This window comes from Streptomyces sp. NPDC013455 (genome assembly GCF_040632975.1).
Taxonomy (GTDB): domain Bacteria; phylum Actinomycetota; class Actinomycetes; order Streptomycetales; family Streptomycetaceae; genus Streptomyces.
Genome location: NZ_JBEYCX010000029.1, coordinates 37,886 through 57,140, shown reverse-complemented (window position 1 = coordinate 57,140; position 19,255 = coordinate 37,886). Strand labels below are relative to the sequence as shown.

Sequence of the window (19,255 nt, the reverse complement as noted above, 5' to 3'; positions counted from 1 at the left end):
CATGAAAGGCGGTGACCGAGGTCACTCGTTCAACGTGTGCACGCATCGGCCGTTTCCGTCGTCTCTTCCAGTGCCGGGTGTCGCACATCCGGGCGTAGTCCAGCCGTCGCAAGGGAGCAAGGCGTTGTCCACCGTCATCGAGCAGCCCGTAGAGGCCCGTCTCGTCGCCGCCGCACCGCGCATGCCGAGCATTCCCGCCACGCTGTGCTACGACCGGCGCGACCCCTTCGCCGTCCGCATGACGTTCCCCGCCCCGGCCACCCTGGAGGGCGTCGACGTCTGCTGGACCTTCTCCCGGGAGCTGCTCACGGCCGGGCTGCACGGCCCGGAGGGCCACGGCGACGTGCGCGTGCGGCCGTACGGCTACGACCGCACGGTGCTGGAGTTCCACGCCCCGGAGGGCACCGCGATCGTGCACGTGCGCTCGGGCGAGATACGGCGGTTCCTGGAAGCGGCCAACGAGCTGGTTCCCGCCGGTCTGGAGCACCTCCAGCTCGACCTGGACCACGGTCTGGCCGAACTGATGCGGGACGCCTGCTGAGCGCCCCGCGCGCGTGAGGCCCAGCGCGCACCCCGCTCCTCGCGCCCGGCGGTAAACCACGTTGACACCCCCTGCCGCCCCTCCTACGGTGTACAGCGGTTCTGTTGCCGTCGATTGGAGAAGGACGTTGCTCGTCTGAGGTCCCGGGACACCGCGTCGCACCGGTGAAGTGTGCGCGGCGTACGACCTCGGCGTCCGACCGTCCTCGGGCACAGGCCCTTCTTCCCCGGCCTCTCGCGTGCCCCTGCCCTTCGGTTTCCGCCTCGCGGTGTCTCGACACGCGTCCACCGAACCGCACTCTTCCCGCGAGGCGCCCATGTCAGCTTCCCTCACCGCTACGTCCCTGTCCTTCACCTGGCCCGACGGCACCGCCGTCTTCGACGGCCTGGACATCGCCTTCGGCCCCGGCAGGACCGGGCTCGTCGGCATCAACGGATCGGGCAAGTCGACCCTGCTCAAGCTGCTGGCCGGGCAACTCGTCCCGGCCGACGGCACCGTGAAGGCGGCCGGCGAGGTCGGCCACCTCCCGCAGAACGTCACGCTCGACACCACGCTCCGCGTCGACCAGGCCCTCGGCATCGCGGCCCGGCGGGCCGCCCTGCACGCCATCGAGGCGGGCGACGTCGCCGAGGAGCACTTCGAGACCGTCGGCGACGACTGGGACGTCGAGGAGCGCGCCCTGGTCACCCTCGGCGAACTCGGCCTCGGCCACATCGGCCTGGACCGGACCGTCGGGGAGGTGTCCGGGGGCGAGTCGGTGCTGCTGCGGCTCGCCGCGCTGCTGCTGCGCCGCCCCGACGTCCTGCTGCTCGACGAGCCCACCAACAATCTCGACCTGTACGCCCGCCGACGGCTGTACCAGGCCGTCGCCTCCTGGCCGGGGGTGCTGGTCGTGGTCAGCCACGACCGGGAGCTGCTCGACCTGGTCGACCGGATCGCCGAGCTGCACGCGGGAGAGGTCACCTGGTACGGCGGCAACTTCTCGGCCTACGAGGAGGCGCTGGCCGTCGAGCAGGAGGCGGCGGAGCGGATGCTCCGCGTCGCCGAGGCCGATGTCCGCAAGCAGAAGCGGGAACTGGCCGACGCCCAGGTGAAGCTGGCCCGCCGCAAGCGGTACGGGCAGAAGATGTGGGACTCCAAACGCGAGCCGAAGATCGTCATGTCCGCGCGCAAACGCGCCGCCCAGGAGTCCGCCGGCAAGCACCGCATCCTGCACGAGGAGCGGCTCGCCGAAGCCCGGGAACGGCTGGACGATGCGGTCGAGGCGGTACGGGACGACGACGAGATCCGTGTCGACCTGCCGTACACGGCCGTACCGCCCGGCCGTCAGGTGCTCACCCTGGAGAACCTGGAAACGGCCTGCCACGCGCGCGTGCCGGGCATCCTCGACCTGCGCGGCCCCGAGCGGATCGCGCTCGTGGGCCGCAACGGGTCCGGCAAGACGACGCTGTTGCGGACGGTGGCCGGGCAGCTGGCGCCGGTGGCCGGCGCGGCGACGGCGCACGTCCCGCTGCGCTTCCTGCCCCAGCGGCTGGACGTCCTGGACGACGGCCTGTCGGTCGCCGAGAACGTGGCCCGGTTCGCGCCGGGCGCCACCAACAACCGGATCCGGGCGCGCCTCGCCCGCTTCCTGTTCCGGGGTGCGCGGGCCGACCAGAAGGCGGCCACGCTCTCCGGCGGCGAGCGGTTCCGGGCGGCGCTGGCCGCGCTGATGCTCGCCGAGCCCGCGCCCCAGCTGCTGCTGCTCGACGAGCCGACCAACAACCTCGACATGGCCAGCGTCCGGCAGCTGACCTCGGCCCTCGACTCGTACGAGGGCGCGCTGCTCGTCGCCAGCCACGACCTGCCGTTCCTGGACTCCGTCGGGATCACGCGGTGGCTGCTGATGGAGGGAGGCGAGCTGACCGAGACGACACGCGAGGCGCTCGGGGATCCGGCCTGACCCGGCGGGGATCCCAGGAGGGGCACAGCCTGACAACGAGGGTTTTGTCCTGGCCGGAGCGCCCTGCATGATGACGGACCGGCGCCGTGTGACCGGCGCCGGACACCGCACCATCGCAGCATCGATACGAAAGGTCCCTCGTGCCCAGCAAGAAGGCCCTCGTCCGCCGCCCCGGCCCCCGCCTCGCCGACGGCCTGGTGACGCACATCGAGCGGGAGAAGGTCGACGCCGGGCTCGCCGGCGAGCAGTGGGAGGCCTATGTCGAGGCGCTCCGCACCCACGGCTGGGAGACGATCGAGGTCGACCCCGCCGACGACTGCCCGGACTCGGTGTTCGTGGAGGACACCGTGGTCATGTACAAGAACGTGGCGTTGATCACCCGTCCCGGTGCCGAGTCCCGGCGGGCGGAGACCGCCGGCGTCGAGGAGGCGGTGGCCCGTCTGGGCTGTTCGGTGAACTGGATATGGGACCCGGGCACGCTGGACGGCGGTGACGTCCTCAAGGTCGGCGACACGGTGTACGTCGGCCGCAGCGGGCGGACCAACGCGGCCGGGGTGCAGCAGCTGCGGGCGGCTTTCGAGCCGCTGGGCGCCCGTGTGGTGGCGGTGCCCGTGACCAGGGTGCTCCACCTGAAGACGGCCGTGACCGCGCTGCCCGACGGCACGGTGATCGGGCACATCCCCCAGGTGGACCGGCCGTCGCTGTTCCCGGGCTTCCTGTCGGTGCCGGAGGAGTCCGGCGCGCACGTGGTCCTGCTCGGCGGCGGCAAGCTGCTGATGGCGGCGAGCGCCCCCAAGACGGCGGAGCTGCTGACCGACCTCGGCCATGAGGTGGTCACGGTCGACATCAGCGAGTTCGAGAAGCTGGAGGGTTGTGTGACCTGCCTCTCGGTGCGCCTGCGGGGGCTGTACGCCTGACCGGAAGACGCTCTTCCACCACAGCCCCGGGACCTGCGGGTTCCGGGGCTGTCCGGCATGCCCGCGCGGGGCCGTTCGGGTGGGCTGATCAGCGATTCTTTACGGCCGCCTTAACCTACGGCTTCGTAACCTACGGCTTCGTAGCCTACGATCACGTAGGTTCCCGGCACCGCTCGCCGGCCACCCCTTCCCCGTAGTTCGGCGTCCCCCTGGAGTTCCTGTGACGATGACCTCTCCCCACCTCGGCAGCCCGACCGTCTGGACCGACGCGCGGCTGCTCTACGCACTGGAGGAAGTGGTCGAGAGGGAATTGAACCGGCATCTGACGGTCGCCAAGGACTGGATGCCGCACGAGTACGTGCCGTGGAGCGACGGCCGCAACTTCCCGGGCCTCTTCGAGGACGGGGAAGCCTGGGAGAAGGACCAGTCCCAGGTGACGGAGATCGGCCGCATCGCCCTCGTGGTCAACCTGCTCACCGAGGACAACCTCCCGAGCTACCACCACGAGATCGCCTCACTCTTCGGCCGCGACGGCGCCTGGGGCACCTGGGTGCACCGCTGGACGGCCGAGGAGGGCCGCCACGGCATCGTCATGCGGGACTACCTGCTGACCTCGCGCGCGGTGGACCCGGACCAGCTGGAGCGGTTCCGCATGTCCCACATGAGCGAGGGCTTCGAGTCGGACAACCGGCACTCGATGCTGCACTCGATCGCCTACGTCGCCTTCCAGGAGCTCGCCACCCGGATCTCGCACCGCAACACCGGCCACCAGTCCGGTGACCCGGTCTGCGACCGCATGCTCGCCCGCATCGCGACCGACGAGAACCTGCACATGGTCTTCTACCGCAACCTGCTCAAGGCCGCCTTCGAGCTCGCCCCCGACCTGACCATGCAGGCGGTCCGGGACGTCGTGGTCAACTTCCGCATGCCCGGCCACGGCATCCCCGGCTTCGAGCGGGCCGCCGCGCAGATGGCGATCGGCGAGGTCTACAACCTGCGCATCCACCACGACGACGTGCTCCAGCCGGTGCTGCGCTTCCTGAAGGTCATGGAGATCGACGGGCTCGGTCCCGAGGGACGCCAGGCGCAGGAGGAACTGGGGCTGTACCTGGGCGGGCTGCACGCGGAGGCCTCGAAGTTCGACGAGAAGCTCGCCGCGCGCAAGGCCCGCATGGCGGCACGCGCCGGAGCCTGACGCTCCACGGCCGGCGTCCGCGGCACACGAGCGCGGCCGCCGGCCGGAGCGCACCGCAACCGGCTCGGGCCGGGGAGGGCCGCAGGCCCGTCCCCGGCCCGCAGTCGTATGACGGGCCGCGGGCGGCGGCGCCGGGGGCGGCGGCCCGTGCGTGGCTGAGCGGGTGGCGTCAGGTGGCGGTGCGCCGCAGGGCCAGGCGCTCCTTCTCGGAAAGGCCGCCCCAGACGCCGAAGCGCTCGTCGTTGGCCAGCGCGTAGTCCAGGCAGGCCGGGCGCAGCTCGCACATCGCGCAGATGCGCTTCGCCTCGCGCACGGAGCTGCCGGGCTCGGGGAAGAAGAAGTCCGGGCCGGTCTGCGCGCACAGGGCCTGCGCCTGCCAGGTCTCGTCGGCCGGGGTGATCGCTGCGGAGTACATGCCAGGAGCCTGCCGCAGGCCGAAAAACGTTCGATCAACGCCGGCTCAACGGCGCGGCCCCGGGTCCTCGGACCGCGTCGATGATGCTTCCCCGGCCCCGCGTACGCACGGCGGCGCGCGGGGCGGTGTGCGAGGCGGTGTGCGAGGCGGTGTGCGAAAGCGGGTGCGGCGCCGCAGCGCGGCCCGGCGGCGGTTGTCGGTGGGCGGTGCCAGACTCGGCAGTGCACAGGACGGGACCCCTTTCCAGGAGGGCCGAGATGCTCACCACCCGTTTCGTCGACGGCGCCCCCAACTGGATCGACGTCGGCAGCCCCGACATCGACGGCGCCACCTCCTTCTACGGTGCCCTCTTCGGCTGGCGGTTCCGGTCGGCGGGACCGGAGGCCGGCGGTTACGGCTTCTTCCAGCTGGACGGCAGAACCGTCGCGGGCGGCATGCGGACCGGACCCGAGCAGGGCCCGCCGGCCTGGACGGTGTACTTCCGCAGCGAGGACGCCCAGGCCACCGCCAAGGCGGCCGAACAGGCCCACGGCAGCGTGCTGTTCCATCCGGTGGACGTGATGGGCCAGGGCCACATGGCGATCCTCGCCGACCAGGCGGGCGTCCCGTTCGGCATCTGGCAGCCGGGGCGGACCCAGGGCGTGGACGTGGCGAGCGAGCCGGGCGCGCTGTGCTGGGTCGAGCTGTACACGCCGGACATCGCGGCGGCCGCCGCCTTCTACAACAGGGTGCTCGGCCTGGAGACCTCCGCGGTGCCCTTCCCGGGTGGCACGTACACCTGCGTCAACGCGTCCGGCGCCGGTGAGGACGCGATGTTCGGCGGGATGGTGCCGCTGGCCGACGCCCCCGCCGAGGCAAAGGACGGAGCGTACTGGCTGCCGTACTTCGCGGTGGAGGACACCGACGCCGTGGTCGAGCAGGCCGAGCGGCTCGGCGGGCGGGTGCGGATGCCCGCGACGACCGTGGCGGGGGTGGGCCGGATGGCCAAGCTCGCCGATCCGTACGGGGTCCGCTTCGCGGTGATCAAGGGCGAGTCGCCGCAGGGCTGAACCCGACGGCCCGGGGACCGGGCCACCGCCGGCCGGTCGGGGACCCGGGTCACCGCCGACGCCCGGACCCGCCGTCACCCCCGGTCGGGGCCGCCACCGCGGGGGCTAGGCCGTGTCTTTCGGATCAGCCCGACTCCGCCGTGCGGTTCGTTGGTGGTGCCGGTGAGCGGGGCTTGGTGCGTGCAGCTGCAAGGCGGAGGAGGGAGTCGACGCGGCGCGTCGGCGACCGACGACAACGCGGCAGATGTGCGTGCCAAGCCCCGCGGCCCCGGGGTGATCCGAAAGACACGGCTTAGGCGGAGGCGCGGCGGACCAGGGTCGTCGGGAGGATCACCGCGGACGGCAGTGTGCTCCAGGCGGCCGGCGCACCGTCCCGCTCGCGGGCGCCGGGCAGGTCCTCCAGCAGCATGCAGGCCATCAGCCGGCCCATCTCCTCGATGTCCTGACGGACGGTCGTCAGCGGTGGGTCGGCCTGCTCGGTCACCGGCACCATGTCGTCGAAGCCGACCACGGCCACGTCCTCCGGCACCCGCCGGCCACTCGCGCGCAGCACCCGCAGGGCACCGAGCGCGGTGAGGTCGTTGGCGGCGAACACGGCGTCCAGGTCCGGGCAGCGGTCGAGCAGTTCGCGCATGGCGCGTTCGCCGCCGCCGGGGGTGAAGTCGCTCTCCACGACCAGCCGGGGATCGCTCTCGCCCAGCACGTCGGTCATCACGTCCCGGTAGCCGTCGAGGCGGTCCACGGCCGAGGTCTGGTCCAGCGCGCCGGCGATGTGCGCGACGCGCCGGCGGCCGAGGTCCACGAGATGCCGTACCGCCGTGCGGGCGCCGCCCCGGTTGTCGCAGTCGACGTACCGCACGCCCGGGTCCTCCCCGGACGCCCCGCCCGCCGGGCCGGCGGCCGCGCCGTCCGGGCCCCAGCCGGGGCGTCCGCCGAACACGGTGGGCACACCGGCGTCCCGGATGAGCTCGGGCAGCGGGTCGTCCAGGTGCAGGGAGAAGACGAGCGCGCCGTCGACGTGGCCGCCGGCGAGGTAGCGGGCCACGCGCGCGTGATCGGCACGGCCCTCGATGAGCAGCAGCACCAGCTGGTTGTCGTGCGCGGTCAGCTCCTTGCTGATGCCACGGAGCTGACGGGCGAAGAAGGGATCGGCGAAGACCCGCGCCTCGGGCTCGGCGATGACGACCGCGACGGCGTCGTGCCGCCGGGTGACGAGGCTGCGCGCGGCCTGGTTGGGGACGTACCCGAGCTCCTCGACGGCCTGGCGGACCCGCTCGGCCAGGGGCTCGCGGACCCCGTCGCCGCCGTTGACCACCCGGGACACGGTGGCCCGGGACACGCCGGCCCGCGCGGCCACGGCCTCCAGCGTCGGACGCGACACTGCCTCGGTCACTTCGGGACTCCTCATCGGCGGCTGGCGCTCAGGATAGCCGCGGGGCCCCGGCCCGGCCGGTGCCGGAACGGACCGGCCGGGGGACCGGCTTCGTCAGGGCGACGGTTCGCGGCGGGCGCGGCTCGGCTGGACGCGTTTCGGTTCGCCCGGCATCTTCGGGTACTCCGGCGGGTACGGCAGGTCGCCCAGGCCGTGGTCGTGTTCGTCCCGGCGGGCCAGTTCCAGCAGGGCCTCAAGCGAGTAGGCGTGGTCGTCCATGTCGGCGTGCACGTCGCCGAGTTCGGCGAACCGGGCCGGCATGGTGGCCAGGTCGAAGTCGCGGGGATGGGCGACACCGACCTCGTCCCAGCGCAGCGGTGCGGAGACGGGGGCGTGCGGGCGGGGGCGTACGGAGTAGGCGGAGGCGATGGTGCGGTCGCGGGCGGTCTGGTTGTAGTCGAGGAAGATACGGCGCCCGCGTTCCTCCTTCCACCACTTGATGGTGACCTGCTCGGGCATCCGGCGCTCCATCTCCCGGCCGACCGCGATCGCCGCGCGGCGCACCTGGGTGAAGGTCCAGCGCGGCTCGATGGGCACAAAGACGTGCAGGCCGCGGCCGCCCGAGGTCTTGGGCCAGCCCCGCAGTCCGCCGAACTCGTCCAGGACCGCCCTGAGTTCGCCGGCGGCGCGGACCGCGTCGTCGTAGTCGGTGCCGGGCTGCGGGTCGAGGTCGATGCGGAGTTCGTCGGGGTGGTCGACGTCGGTGCCGCGCACCGGCCAGGGGTGGAAGGTGAGCGTGCCGTACTGGGCGGCCCACACCACGGCGGCCTCCTCGGTGGGGCACATCTCGTCGGCGCTGCGCCCGCTGGGGAAGGTGATGTGCGCGGTGGGGATCCAGTCGGGCATGCCCTTCGGCGCCCGCTTCTGGTAGAACCACTCGCCGCCGACGCCGTCCGGGTAGCGCTCCAGGGTGGTGGGGCGATCGCGCAGGGCGCGCAGGATGCCGGGGCCGACCGCGGCGTAGTACCGCGCGAGATCCAGCTTGGTGAAACCCCGCTCCGGGAAGAACACCTTGTCCGGGCTGGACAGCCGTACGGTCCGGCCGCCCACCTCCAGTTCCACCGCATCGCCCATGCGGCCACGGTAGGCGCACCCCACACAGCGCGCATACCGGGCAGAGCAGGATGTATACGAGCAGAATCGGACCATGGATCTGCCCGTCATGCCGCCCGTCAAGCCCATGCTCGCCAAGTCCGTGGCGAAGATCCCGCCGGGGATGCACTACGAGGCGAAGTGGGACGGCTTCCGGTCGATCGTGTTCCGGGACGGGGCCGAAGTGGAGTTGGGCAGCCGTACCGGAAAGCCGTTGACCAGGTACTTTCCCGAGCTGGTCGAGGCGCTCAGGGAGCGGGTGCCCGAGCGGTGCGTCCTGGACGGGGAGATCGTGATCGCGCGCGGTGGCCGGCTGGACTTCGACGCCCTCACCGAGCGGATCCACCCCGCGGCCTCCCGGGTGCGCATGCTCGCCGAGAAGACCCCGGCCTCCTTCGTCGCATTCGACCTGCTGGCCCTGGACGACCACGCGCTGCTCGACGTGCCGCTGACGGACCGCCGCGCGCTGCTGGACCGGGCCCTTGCCGCAGCGACCCCGCCCGTGCACGTGGCACCGGCCACGACCGACCTCGAGATGGCCCGGCAGTGGTTCGAGCAGTTCGAGGGCGCCGGTCTGGACGGGGTCGTCGCCAAGCCGCTCACCCTGCACTACCTCCAGGACGAGCGGGCGATGTACAAGATCAAGCACGAGCGGACGGCGGACGTCGTGGTCGCCGGGTACCGCTTCCACAAGACCGGCCCGGTGGTCGGATCCCTGCTGCTGGGGCTGTACGACGAGCACGGCCGGCTCCAGCACGTGGGTGTCTCGGCGGCCTTCTCCATGAAGAAGCGCGCCGAGCTGGTGGAGGAGCTGGAGCCGCTGCGCATGGCGGACGTGTCGGGGCATCCGTGGGCGGCCTGGACGGACGAGGCCGCCCACGAGACGGCCCGGCTGCCGGGGGCGCCGAGCCGCTGGTCCGGCAAGAAGGACCTGTCCTGGGTGCCGTTGCGGCCGGTGCGGGTGGCCGAGGTGGCGTACGACCACATGGAGAACGGGCAGCGGTTCCGGCACACGGCCCGCTTCCGCCGCTGGCGGCCGGACCGCACGCCGGAGAGCTGCACGTACGCCCAGCTGGAGGAGCCGGTGCGCTACGACCTGGCGGAGATCCTCGGCGAGAGGGACCACGGCAGCGCCGACGGCTGAGCGGCGGGCGCGGGACGTTACGGCTGCATGAGGATCTTGACCGCGCCGTCCCGCTTCTGCTGGAACATCTCGTAAGCGCGCGGCGCGTCCGACAGCGGTACCCGGTGCGTGGCGAAGTCCTCGACGCCGAGCGGGTCCTCGTCCGTCAGGAAGGGCATGATCTCGTCGCTCCAGCGGCGGACGTTGGCCTGGCCCATCCGGAGCTGGATCTGCTTGTCGAAGAGGGTGAGCATCGGCATCGGGTCGGCCATGCCGCCGTAGACACCGCTGAGCGAGATGGTGCCGCCGCGGCGGACCAGGTCGATGGCGGTGTAGAGCGCGCCCATCCGGTCGACGCTGAACCGCTCGGCGAGCGGGCCGCCGAGCTTGCGCGGCATGAGCGCCGCGGTCTGCTGGACGAGCTTGGCGACGTGGCTGCCGTGCGCCTCGGTGCCGACGGCGTCGATCACCGCGTCCGGACCCCGGCCGCCGGTCACGTCCTGGATCGCGTGGACGAGCGCCTTCTCGTTGTCGAAGGCCCTGAGGTCGTACGTCTCCACGCCGCGCCGCTGCGCCCGGGCGAGCCGCTCGGGCACCAGGTCGATGCCGAAGACCCGTTCGGCACCGCGGGCCATGGCGATGCGGCAGGCCATGTCGCCGATCGGGCCGAGGCCGAGGACCGCGAGGGTGCCGCCCGGCGGGACGGCGGCGTACTCGACGGCCTGCCAGGCGGTGGGCAGCACGTCGGAGAGGTAGACGAACCGGTCGTCCGGCGGCCCCTCGGGCACCTTGATCGGTCCGAACTGCGCCTGCGGGACGCGCAGGTACTCGGCCTGGCCGCCGGGTACGGCACCGTACAGGCGGGTGTAGCCGAACAGGGCCGCGCCCATGCCCTCGCCGGTGACCTGCGTGGTCTCGCACTGGGTGGGCAGCCCGGTGTCGCACATGAAGCAGTGCCCGCAGGCGATCTGGAACGGCACCACGACCCGGTCGCCGGGCCGCAGCCCGGTCACCTCGGAGCCGACCTCCTCCACGATGCCCATGGGCTCGTGGCCGAGGATGTCGCCCGGGGTCATGAACGGGGTGAGCACCTCGTACAAGTGCAGGTCGGAGCCGCACAATCCGGTGGATGTGACGCGGATGACGGCGTCGGTGGGTTCCTCGATCCGGGGGTCGGGCACGTCCTCCACCCGGACGTCCCGCTTGCCCTGCCAGGTGACTGCCTTCATGGGGTCGCGCTCCCTTGGTCGCGTACGGCTGCGTCCTGCGTGCGGTGGCGCCCGGGTACCCGCGCGCACCACCACCGAACCGCGTCCCGCCGCCGCACCCGACCACCACCGGCACACCCGACCCGACCGCGACCCGACCGCCGCACCCGGCCACCATCCGCGCACCCGCCCTCTCTTCCGGCGCGCGCGACCGGAGGTGACCACGTATGGCCGACAGCGACCGGACGAGCGCACAATCGGATCACACGGACGGGGTGGCGACGGTGGGCATGGGACACAGGGCGCACGCGCGGCGGACCGCGCTGACGGAGGCGGTGCTGGCCGCCACGCTGTCGGCCGCGCTCTCGGCGGGCTGCTCGGGGGACAGCCGCGACGACGGCCGCTCACCGCACCCCAGCACGCTGCCGTCGCCTGCGCTGCCGTCGCCTGCGCTGCCGTCACCGCACCGTTCGACGGCGGCCGGATCGCCGCTCGCCGTGAAGATCGACAACGTGCCCGCGGCCCGCCCGCAGACCGGGCTCGCCGCGGCGGACGTCGTGTACGTGGAGCCGGTGGAGGGGGGCCTGAGCCGGCTGATGGCGGTCTACGCGACGAAGCTGCCGGAGACCGTCGGGCCCGTGCGCAGCGCCCGCGAGTCCGACCTGGAGCTGCTGCGCCAGTTCCACCGGCCGACGCTCGCCTTCTCGGGTGCCCGGCGCGGGCTGCTGCCGCTGATCGACCAGGCCCCGCTGCGGGCCCGCTCCCCCGACCAGGTCCCGGGCGCCTACCACCGGGGCACCGCCGAGCCCGCCCCGCACAACCTGTACCTGCGCCCCGCCGCGCTGCTGCCCGCCGCCCCGGGTGAGGCGGCGCTGACCACGGGTTTCCGGTACGGCCCGCTGCCCCCCGGCGGCACGCCCGTCACCGAGCGGACCGTGCGCTACCCGGCCGCCCGCTTCACCTTCACCTGGTCCGCCGGGCGCGGCGGCTGGCTGGTCGCGATGGACGGCGACGCCGCGGTGACGAGGGAACCGGCGACGGCCGGAACCGATCCGACCGGAACGGCGGCGGCCGGTCAGGGCCGCCTCGCCCCGGCCACGGTGGTCGTGCAGTACGTGGAGATCCGCACCTCCCGCTACCACGACGTACTCGGCAACCACACGCCGTACCCGGTGACGGTCGGTTCGGGAGAGGCCGAGGTGCTGCGTGACGGGCGGTCGTTCGACGCCTCGTGGTCGCGGCCCGCCGCGACGGACGGTACGGCGTTCACGGCGGCGGACGGCAGCCCGCTGGACTTCGCCGCCGGGCAGGTATGGGTGGTGCTGGCACCGGCCACTTGAGGTACGGCACCGCGCGGGCGCGCCCGGCAACCGGCGGCCGGCCCCGGCGACCGGCCAACAGCGGCTCGGCGGCCGGCCCTGCGCGGCCGCCTTCGGCGGTCGGCGCCGGGCGGCCGGTGGTCAGCCCCGGGCGGCCAGTGGCTCGGCCGTGTCGCGTGGCCCCTCGCCCGGGTTGCGAAGGGTCTCCGCCGCGTCCGCGACCCGGCGGAGCAGGTCGAGGAACACCGTCTGTTCGTCGGCGGACAGCGGGGCGAGGAACACCTGGTTCATTCGGGCGGTGCGCACGGTCAGCTTGCGGTGGGTGCGCACGCCCTCCTCGGTCAGACGGAGCAGACAGCGCCGGCCGTCCTGCGGGTCGCGCACCTTGTGCAGCAGCTCGCGGCGGCCGAGCCGGCTGATGACCTCGGCGATGGTCGACCGGTCCAGGCCCACCCGCTCGCCCACGGTCCGCTGGTCCAGGCCCGGCTCGGCGACGAGCGCGTTCATGACCGCGAACTGCGGTGAGGTGATCTCCTCCGAGACCATGGTGTTCCACAGCAGGTGGTGCGCCTGCTGGAGCCGCCGGGCCAGGTGTCCGGGATGGGTGGCGAGGTCCGCCGCGGCCATGTGCGCTCCCCAGATCGTTCGTTGGTGCACTGAACAATACTCGCCACCGTGCCACGTGTCTGCGCCCGCCGACCGCTCCGATCCCGGTATTGACGGCATCGGCGTCCCGGTGGCAGCGTGTGCGGCACCTCGCCGAAATAGTCAGTGCGCTGATTATCGAGGCTCTGCTGAACCGGAGGGACGGAGCTTCACGGATGGACAAGGTGGTCGCCACGGCCGGGGAGGCGGTGGCCGACGTGCCGGACGGCGCCTCGCTCGCCGTCGGCGGATTCGGGCTCAGCGGTGTGCCGAACGTGCTGATCCAGGCGCTGTACGAGCGGGGTGCCGGCGGGCTGAGCGTGGTGTCCAACAACTGCGGGGCGATGGAGTCCGGGCTCGCCGTGCTGCTGGCCGCGGGGCGCATCGCCCGGGTGACGGGCTCGTACATCGGCGCCAACAAGGAGTTCGCCCGCCAGTACCTGGCCGGTGAGCTGGAGGTGGAGCTGATCCCGCAGGGCACGCTGGCCGAGCGGCTGCGCGCGGGCGGCGCCGGCATCCCCGCCTTCTACACCCCGGCCGGGGTCGGCACCCAGGTCGCCGACGGCGGCCTGCCCTGGCGCTACGACGGCGCGGGCGGGGTCGCGCTGGCCTCGCCCCCGAAGGAGGTACGGGAGTTCGACGGCGTGACGTACGTGCTGGAGCGCGGCATCCGCACCGACTTCGCTCTGGTCAGGGCCGCCCGGGGGGACCGGCACGGCAATCTGGTGTTCCGCAGGTCCGCGCGGAACTTCAACCCCCTCGCGGCCATGGCCGGCCGGATCACGATCGCCGAGGTGGAGGAGCTGGTCGAGCCGGGTGTGATCGATCCCGACGTGGTGCACGTGCCGGGCATCTTTGTGCAGCGGGTCGTGGCACTCACCCCCGAGCAGGCGGCGGACAAGCGGATCGAGCGGCGGACGGTGAGCGGCTGATGGCCTGGACACGCGAGGAGATGGCCGCCCGCGCGGCCCGGGAGCTGCGGGACGGGGAGTACGTCAACCTGGGCATCGGCCTGCCCACGCTGATACCGAACCACCTCCCGCCGGGCGTCGAGGTGGTGCTGGAGTCGGAGAACGGCATCCTGGGCACCGGCCCGTACCCGGCCGAGGACGAGGTCGACCCGGACCTCGTCAACGCCGGCAAGGAGACCGTGACCGTCCTGCCGGGCGCGTCCTTCTTCGACTCGGCGCTGTCCTTCGCGATGATCCGTGGCGGGCACATCGACGTGGCCGTGCTCGGCGCGATGCAGGTGTCCGCCGGCGGCGACCTGGCCAACTGGGCGGTGCCGGGCAAGCTGGTCACCGGGATCGGCGGCGCGATGGACCTGGTGCACGGCGCCCGGCGGGTGATCGTGGTGATGACGCACACCGCCAAGGACGGCTCCCCGAAGATCCTCGAGCGGTGCACGCTGCCGCTCACGGGCGAGGCGTGCGTGGACCGCGTCATCACGGACCTCGCCGTACTGGACGTCACCGGCACCGGGCTCGTCCTGGTGGAGACCGCCCCCGGCGTGAGCGTCGAGGACGTCGTCGTGCGGACCGACGCCGCGATGACCATCGGGGAGGACGTGCTGTGAACCGCACGGCCCGGCAGCCGGGCCCCCGGGATTCCGGCAGCCGTGCGGCCGCCCCCCGCACCGGCGTGGTGCGGCCTCCCGCCCTCGTCCGCGAACGCCAAGAAAGCGTCAGGCATCCCATGGCCCTCACCCAGCAGGACATCGACCAGGAGATCGCGGCGGAGCAGGCCGCCTACGACCAGCGCGTCGCGGGCGGCGCACCCGTCGAGCACCACCCCCGCCGCGACTACGCGCCCTACCGCTCCTCGGTGCTGCGCCACCCGAAGCAGCCCCTGGTCGCCATCGACACCGCGAGCGACCCCGAACTGGTCGAACTGCACTCCCCCGCCTTCGGGGAGCGCGACATCACCGAGACCGACAACGACCTCACCCGGCAGCACACCGGGGACCCGATCGGCGAGCGCATCACCGTCTCCGGGCGGCTCCTGGACCGGGACGGGCGGCCGGTGCGCGGCCAGCTCGTCGAGATATGGCAGGCCAACTCGGCGGGCCGCTACGCCCACCAGAGGGAACAGCACGACGCCCCGCTGGACCCGAACTTCAGCGGGGTGGGCCGTACCCTCACCGACGCCGACGGCCGCTACCACTTCACCACCATCCAGCCGGGCCCCTACCCCTGGCGCAACCACGTGGGCGCCTGGCGCCCGGCCCACATCCACTTCTCGGTGTTCGGCACGGCGTTCACCCAGCGGCTGGTGACCCAGATGTACTTCCCGAACGACCCGCTCTTCCCGTACGACCCGATCCTCCGGTCGGTGACGGACAACGCGGCCCGGCAGCGGCTGGTCGCCGCCTACGACCACGGCCTGTCGGTGCCGGAGTTCTCCCTCGGCTACCGCTGGGACATCGTGCTGGACGGCCCGGCCGCCACCTGGACGGAAGAAGGACGCTGACCGCCATGACCACCACCGACACCAGCGGCCCGGGACGGGTCCCGCCCACGCCGTCCCACACGGTCGGCCCGTTCTACGGCCACGCGCTGCCGTTCCGCGGCGGCGAGGAGATCGCGCCGCTCGGCCACCCGGACACCGTCACCGTGCACGGCCGCGTGCTCGACGGCGCGGGCGCACCGCTGCCCGACGCGCTGGTCGAGCTGTGGGGCCCACGCCCCGACGGCACGGTGCCGCGGGTGGACGGATCCCTCCGGCGCGACCCGGCCACCGGCGGCCACCTCGGCCGCAACGGCGTGGAGTTCACCGGATGGGGCCGCAGCCAGACCGACGCGGACGGCCACTGGTACGCGCGTACGCTGCGGCCTGGCGCGCGCGGCGGGAACGCGCCGTACCTGGGCGTCTGCGTCTTCGCGCGCGGTCTGCTCGTCCACCTGTTCACCCGGATCTACCTGCCGGGCGACGAGGCCGCCCTGGCCGCCGACCCGCTGCTGGCCCGGGTGGGCGACCGGCGCGACACGCTGATCGCCGGCGACGAGGGTCACGGCACCTACCGCTTCGACATCCGCCTCCAGGGTGAAGGCGAGACGGTCTTCCTGGAGTTCCGGTGACTTCCGCGTCCCCTCCCTACGCCGGCACCGGCCTGCTCGGCCCCGAGTGGGGGCCGTCGGGCGCCGCGTCCGAGACCGGCGACCACGCGTATCTCCGGGCGCTCCTCGACGCGGAGGCCGGGCTGACCCGGGCGCAGGCGGCGCTGGGGCTCGCCCCGGCCGAGGCAGCGGCGGCGGTGACCGCGGCGGCCGTCCCGGACGGTTTCGACATCCGCTCGCTGGCGGCGCGGACGCCGGCCGGCGGGAACCCGGTCATCCCGCTGGTCGCCGACCTGACCGCGGCGGTCGGCGAGGAGTACGGCCCCTACGTCCACCGGGGCGCCACCAGCCAGGACATCATGGACACGGCGACGATGCTGGTCGCCGTGCGCGCCCTCGGCCCGGTACTCGCCGACCTCGGCCGGACCGAGCGGGCGCTGGCCGGGCTCGCCGCCGAGCACCGCGACACGGTCATGCCCGGACGGACGCTCACCCAGCACGCCGTACCGGTCACGTTCGGACTGAAGGCGGCCGGCTGGCGGTCGCTGGTCCTGGACGCACGCGACCGCGTCACCCGGGTACGCGACGCGCTCCCCGCCCAACTGGGCGGCGCCGCCGGGACCCTGGCGGCCTTCGAGGTGTACGGCGTACGGGACGCGGACGCTCTGACGCGGGCGTACGCAACCGAAGTCGGACTGGCGGCGCCGGTGCTGCCGTGGCACACGCTGCGCACGCCGATCGCGGACCTGGCGGGGTGCCTGGCCCTGGCAGCGGGCGCACTGGGCAAGCTCGCGGTGGACGTGCTGACGTTGTCGCGGACCGAGATCGGCGAGGTGAGCGAGGGCAGCGGCGGCGGCTCGTCGGCCATGCCGCACAAGGCGAACCCGGTGCGCGCCACGCTCCTCGCGGCGGCCGCCCGGCGCGCACCCCAGCTCGCGGCGACCCTGTACGGCTGTCTCGCCGCCGAGGACGAGCGGCCGGCCGGCGCCTGGCACGCCGAGTGGGAGCCGCTGCGCGAGCTGCTCCGGCTGACGGGCGGGGCGGCCGCGCACGCGGCGGGGCTGGCCGGGGAGCTGCGCGTGCACCCCGCCGCGATGCGCCGCAATCTCGGCGCCACCCGGGGCCTGATCGTCTCCGAACGGCTGTCCGCCGCCCTCGCCCCCGTCCTCGGCCGGGCCCGGGCGAAAGAGCTGCTGACCGCGCTGGCCCGGCGCGCCCACGACGAGGACCGTCCGCTGCGCGAACTCCTGGCCGCGGTGCCGGAGCTGACGGGCCTCGACCTGGACGACCTCCTCGACCCCGCCCGCTACACCGGTTTCGCCGGTGCCCTCACCGACCGTGCCCTGGAGCGACGTTGACCGCGGAAATCCTCGACCACCTCGTAGAAGGCCCCGCCAGTGCACCACCGCTGCTGCTCGGGCCCTCGCTCGGCACCTCCCACGCCCTGTGGGACCAGGTCGCGCCCGAGCTGTCCGCCGGTCACCGCGTGGTCCGCTGGAACCTGCCGGGACACGGTGGTTCGGCGGCCGGCCTGATCGGCGCGGGCGCGACCGTGGGCGACCTCGCCGCGCTGGTGCTGGCGCTCGCCGACTCGCTCGGCATCGACCGGTTCGCCTACGCGGGCGTCTCCCTCGGCGGCGCCGTCGGCCTCCACCTGGCCGTCCACCACCCCGAGCGGCTGTCCTCGCTGGCGGTGCTGTGCTCCTCGGCGCACTTCGGCGGGGCGGAGCCCTGGCGGGAGCGGGCGGAGCGGGTGCGCCGCGAGGGGCTGCGGTGGCTGGTGGAGACCGCCGACGCCCGCTGGTTCACGCCCGGGTTCAGCGTGCCCGCCCTGCTCCGGGACCACCGGGAGGCCGACCCGGAGGCGTACGCCGCCTGCTGCGACGCGCTCGCCGCGTTCGACCTGCGCGACCGGCTCGCCGAAATCACCGTACCGACCCTCCTCGTGGCCGGCCGGCATGATCCGGCGACCCCGCCCGCGCACCTGCGGGAGATCGCCGACGCCGTGCCTGCGGCGACGCTGGTGGAGCTGCCGGAGGCCGCCCACCTGGCGCCGGCGCAGTGCCCCGGGGCCGTGCTGACCGCGCTGCGCACCCAGCTCGACGGGCCGGCGCCGAGCGGCACGGCGGTGCGCAGGGAGGTGCTGGGCGACGCGCACGTGGACCGCGCGCAGGCCCGGCAGACCCCGTTCACCGCCCGTTTCCAGGACTTCATCGCCCGGTACGCCTGGGGGGAGATCTGGACCGATCCGACGCTGTCCCGCCGCGAGCGCAGCATGATCACGCTGACCGCGCTGGTCGCGCGCGGCCACGACGAGGAGCTGGCGATGCACGTCCGGGCGGCCCGTCGCAACGGGCTGACACCGCAGGAGATCGGCGCGGTGCTGCTCCAGACCGCCGTGTACTGCGGGGTGCCGGCCGCCAACGCGGCGTTCGCCACGGCCCAGCGGGTCCTCGCGGAGGAGGAGTCACCCTGAGGGCGGAGGAGGAGTCACCCTGAGGTCTCGGGGCCGGCGCCGCCGGGTCGCACCGGCGGGCGGGTCCGTCAGCGTGCCCCGGTGGCGGCGCGGCCGGTGCCGTCGGGGCCCCGGGGCCGGCCCCGCCGGGTCGCACCGGCGGGGCCGCCGGCCTGTCCGGGCGGTGGCCGGGCGGCCGCTGCCGTCCGGGCCCGGGACGGCGGAGGCCGTCGGCGCCCCCGGCTCCTGGCGGCTCAGCGCGGCCCGCGCCCCCGGCTCCCGGCGGCTCAGCGCAGCCCGCGTCCCTGTTCCCGGCGGCTCAGCGCAGCCCGCGCCCCCGGCTCCCGGCGGCTCAGCGCAGCCCGCGTCCCTGTTCCCGGCGGCTCAGCGCAGCCCGCGTCCCTGCTCCAGCACCTCCCGCGCCTGTGCGGCCAGCCCGTCCGCTCCGCAGGCCCGGGCGAGGTCCAGGCCCCGCTGGAGTTCCGCGACCGAGCGGGCCGCGATGCCGTACTCGACACGGGCCGCCGCGTGTTCGTACTGGCAGGGCGACGCCTCCAGGTAGGTGACGGCCCGGGCGGCGAGCTGCACCGCCCGCTGCCCCGTCTCCAGGGCGGCCGCGCAGCGCAGGGCCTCGCCGATGGCGGTGTCCGTGCCGAACCGCTCGGCCTGCCGGCGGGCGTCGGCCGCGAGCTGGGCGGCCCGGGCCGGGTCCTGCCCGGCGAGCGCCTTGGCGAGGTCGATGGACCAGGGGGCGAGGACCGGGTTGTGTCTGCCGCGGGAAGCTGCGGTCTTCTCGGCGGCCTCCAGCTCGTTGACGCCCTCCTCGGTGCGGCCCACCGCGAGCAGCAGCCGGCCGCGCACGGAGC

At 73.8% G+C, this 19,255-nt stretch carries 18 protein-coding genes and 1 pseudogene; 13 read left to right on the top strand and 6 right to left on the bottom strand.

Annotated features, from left to right (window positions below):
- Positions 1–124: 124 nt before the first annotated feature.
- The 4 genes from ABZ576_RS31960 (at position 125) to ABZ576_RS31945 (ending at position 4,595) form a co-directional block, all read left to right on the top strand.
- Positions 125–541 (top strand): SsgA family sporulation/cell division regulator, encoded by a 417-nt coding sequence (locus ABZ576_RS31960; protein ID WP_360748767.1) that lies wholly within the window; start codon positions 125–127, stop codon positions 539–541.
- 316 nt (positions 542–857) lie between these two features.
- On the top strand, positions 858–2,483 hold the full coding sequence (locus ABZ576_RS31955) for an ABC-F family ATP-binding cassette domain-containing protein (RefSeq protein WP_360748764.1): 1,626 nt from the start codon (positions 858–860) through the stop codon (positions 2,481–2,483).
- A 140-nt stretch (positions 2,484–2,623) separates the two neighbouring features.
- On the top strand, positions 2,624–3,400 hold the full coding sequence (ddaH, locus tag ABZ576_RS31950; protein ID WP_360748761.1) for a dimethylargininase: 777 nt from the start codon (positions 2,624–2,626) through the stop codon (positions 3,398–3,400).
- 220 nt (positions 3,401–3,620) lie between these two features.
- Positions 3,621–4,595: an acyl-ACP desaturase gene (locus ABZ576_RS31945; RefSeq protein ID WP_360748758.1), complete on the top strand. Its 975-nt coding sequence runs from the start codon at positions 3,621–3,623 to the stop codon at positions 4,593–4,595.
- A 169-nt stretch (positions 4,596–4,764) separates the two neighbouring features.
- On the opposite strand, the gene ABZ576_RS31940 is transcribed toward ABZ576_RS31945, so the two are convergent.
- Complete coding sequence (locus ABZ576_RS31940; protein WP_360748755.1) at positions 4,765–5,010, bottom strand: WhiB family transcriptional regulator; 246 nt, start codon at positions 5,008–5,010, stop codon at positions 4,765–4,767.
- Between the two features lie 257 nt (positions 5,011–5,267).
- Here ABZ576_RS31940 and ABZ576_RS31935 point away from each other — a divergent pair, with 257 nt between their 5' ends.
- Positions 5,268–6,059, top strand: a complete 792-nt coding sequence (locus ABZ576_RS31935; protein ID WP_360748752.1) for a VOC family protein — start codon at positions 5,268–5,270, stop codon at positions 6,057–6,059.
- Between the two features lie 292 nt (positions 6,060–6,351).
- On the opposite strand, the gene ABZ576_RS31930 is transcribed toward ABZ576_RS31935, so the two are convergent.
- A complete protein-coding gene (locus ABZ576_RS31930) occupies positions 6,352–7,452 on the bottom strand; it encodes a LacI family DNA-binding transcriptional regulator (protein WP_360748749.1) in 1,101 nt (366 codons plus the stop codon).
- Between the two features lie 93 nt (positions 7,453–7,545).
- The gene (ligD, locus tag ABZ576_RS31925; protein WP_360748746.1) at positions 7,546–8,565 is read right to left on the bottom strand and encodes a non-homologous end-joining DNA ligase; all 1,020 of its coding nucleotides are present in this window, start codon (positions 8,563–8,565) and stop codon (positions 7,546–7,548) included.
- Positions 8,566–8,638: 73 nt separating this feature from the next.
- On the opposite strand from ligD, the gene ABZ576_RS31920 reads away from it, so the two are divergent.
- Positions 8,639–9,727 carry an ATP-dependent DNA ligase gene (locus ABZ576_RS31920; protein ID WP_360748743.1) on the top strand — a complete coding sequence of 363 codons (1,089 nt, stop codon included), beginning with the start codon at positions 8,639–8,641 and terminating at the stop codon, positions 9,725–9,727.
- Between the two features lie 17 nt (positions 9,728–9,744).
- Here ABZ576_RS31920 and ABZ576_RS31915 read toward each other — a convergent pair whose 3' ends face one another.
- Positions 9,745–10,935 (bottom strand): zinc-dependent alcohol dehydrogenase, encoded by a 1,191-nt coding sequence (locus ABZ576_RS31915; protein WP_360748740.1) that lies wholly within the window; start codon positions 10,933–10,935, stop codon positions 9,745–9,747.
- 269 nt (positions 10,936–11,204) lie between these two features.
- On the opposite strand from ABZ576_RS31915, the gene ABZ576_RS31910 reads away from it, so the two are divergent.
- The gene (locus tag ABZ576_RS31910) at positions 11,205–12,254 is read left to right on the top strand and encodes a DUF3048 domain-containing protein (protein WP_360748801.1); all 1,050 of its coding nucleotides are present in this window, start codon (positions 11,205–11,207) and stop codon (positions 12,252–12,254) included.
- 120 nt (positions 12,255–12,374) lie between these two features.
- Here ABZ576_RS31910 and ABZ576_RS31905 read toward each other — a convergent pair whose 3' ends face one another.
- Complete coding sequence (locus tag ABZ576_RS31905) at positions 12,375–12,860, bottom strand: MarR family transcriptional regulator (RefSeq protein ID WP_360748737.1); 486 nt, start codon at positions 12,858–12,860, stop codon at positions 12,375–12,377.
- A gap of 194 nt (positions 12,861–13,054) precedes the next feature.
- Between ABZ576_RS31905 and ABZ576_RS31900 the strand changes: the two genes are divergently transcribed.
- The 6 genes from ABZ576_RS31900 to pcaD all read left to right on the top strand — a co-directional run bounded on the left by ABZ576_RS31900 (position 13,055) and on the right by pcaD (position 18,410).
- Positions 13,055–13,810, top strand: a complete 756-nt coding sequence (locus tag ABZ576_RS31900; RefSeq protein WP_360748734.1) for a CoA transferase subunit A — start codon at positions 13,055–13,057, stop codon at positions 13,808–13,810.
- Positions 13,810–14,454, top strand: coding sequence for a CoA transferase subunit B (locus ABZ576_RS31895; protein WP_360748731.1), 645 nt, complete (start codon positions 13,810–13,812; stop codon positions 14,452–14,454). The genes ABZ576_RS31900 and ABZ576_RS31895 overlap by 1 nt, the downstream gene beginning before the upstream one ends.
- A 119-nt stretch (positions 14,455–14,573) precedes the next feature.
- Positions 14,574–15,347, top strand: a complete 774-nt coding sequence (gene pcaH, locus ABZ576_RS31890) for a protocatechuate 3,4-dioxygenase subunit beta (protein WP_360748728.1) — start codon at positions 14,574–14,576, stop codon at positions 15,345–15,347.
- A gap of 5 nt (positions 15,348–15,352) precedes the next feature.
- On the top strand, positions 15,353–15,955 hold the full coding sequence (gene pcaG, locus ABZ576_RS31885) for a protocatechuate 3,4-dioxygenase subunit alpha (RefSeq protein WP_360748725.1): 603 nt from the start codon (positions 15,353–15,355) through the stop codon (positions 15,953–15,955).
- Entirely contained in the window at positions 15,952–17,292 is a 1,341-nt protein-coding gene (pcaB, locus tag ABZ576_RS31880) for a 3-carboxy-cis,cis-muconate cycloisomerase (RefSeq protein ID WP_360748722.1), read from the top strand. The genes pcaG and pcaB overlap by 4 nt, the downstream gene beginning before the upstream one ends.
- Entirely contained in the window at positions 17,289–18,410 is a 1,122-nt protein-coding gene (pcaD, locus tag ABZ576_RS31875) for a 3-oxoadipate enol-lactonase (RefSeq protein WP_360748719.1), read from the top strand. The genes pcaB and pcaD overlap by 4 nt, the downstream gene beginning before the upstream one ends.
- 363 nt (positions 18,411–18,773) lie before the next feature.
- Here the strand turns inward: pcaD and ABZ576_RS31870 are convergent.
- Positions 18,774–19,255, bottom strand: a pseudogene (locus tag ABZ576_RS31870) (ATP-binding protein); the annotation flags it as partial.

Bases quoted from the DNA above. Each gene is read 5' to 3' on its own strand.
- ABZ576_RS31955 (WP_360748764.1), top strand. From the start codon at position 858: ATGTCAGCTTCCCTCACCGCTACGTCCCTGTCCTTCACCTGGCCCGAC.
- ABZ576_RS31940 (WP_360748755.1), bottom strand. From the start codon at position 5,010: ATGTACTCCGCAGCGATCACCCCGGCCGACGAGACCTGGCAGGCGCAG.
- ABZ576_RS31935 (WP_360748752.1), top strand. From the start codon at position 5,268: ATGCTCACCACCCGTTTCGTCGACGGCGCCCCCAACTGGATCGACGTC.
- ligD (WP_360748746.1), bottom strand. From the start codon at position 8,565: ATGGGCGATGCGGTGGAACTGGAGGTGGGCGGCCGGACCGTACGGCTG.
- ABZ576_RS31920 (WP_360748743.1), top strand. From the start codon at position 8,639: ATGGATCTGCCCGTCATGCCGCCCGTCAAGCCCATGCTCGCCAAGTCC.
- ABZ576_RS31915 (WP_360748740.1), bottom strand. From the start codon at position 10,935: ATGAAGGCAGTCACCTGGCAGGGCAAGCGGGACGTCCGGGTGGAGGAC.
- ABZ576_RS31910 (WP_360748801.1), top strand. From the start codon at position 11,205: ATGGGACACAGGGCGCACGCGCGGCGGACCGCGCTGACGGAGGCGGTG.
- ABZ576_RS31905 (WP_360748737.1), bottom strand. From the start codon at position 12,860: ATGGCCGCGGCGGACCTCGCCACCCATCCCGGACACCTGGCCCGGCGG.
- ABZ576_RS31900 (WP_360748734.1), top strand. From the start codon at position 13,055: ATGGACAAGGTGGTCGCCACGGCCGGGGAGGCGGTGGCCGACGTGCCG.
- ABZ576_RS31895 (WP_360748731.1), top strand. From the start codon at position 13,810: ATGGCCTGGACACGCGAGGAGATGGCCGCCCGCGCGGCCCGGGAGCTG.
- pcaH (WP_360748728.1), top strand. From the start codon at position 14,574: ATGGCCCTCACCCAGCAGGACATCGACCAGGAGATCGCGGCGGAGCAG.
- pcaG (WP_360748725.1), top strand. From the start codon at position 15,353: ATGACCACCACCGACACCAGCGGCCCGGGACGGGTCCCGCCCACGCCG.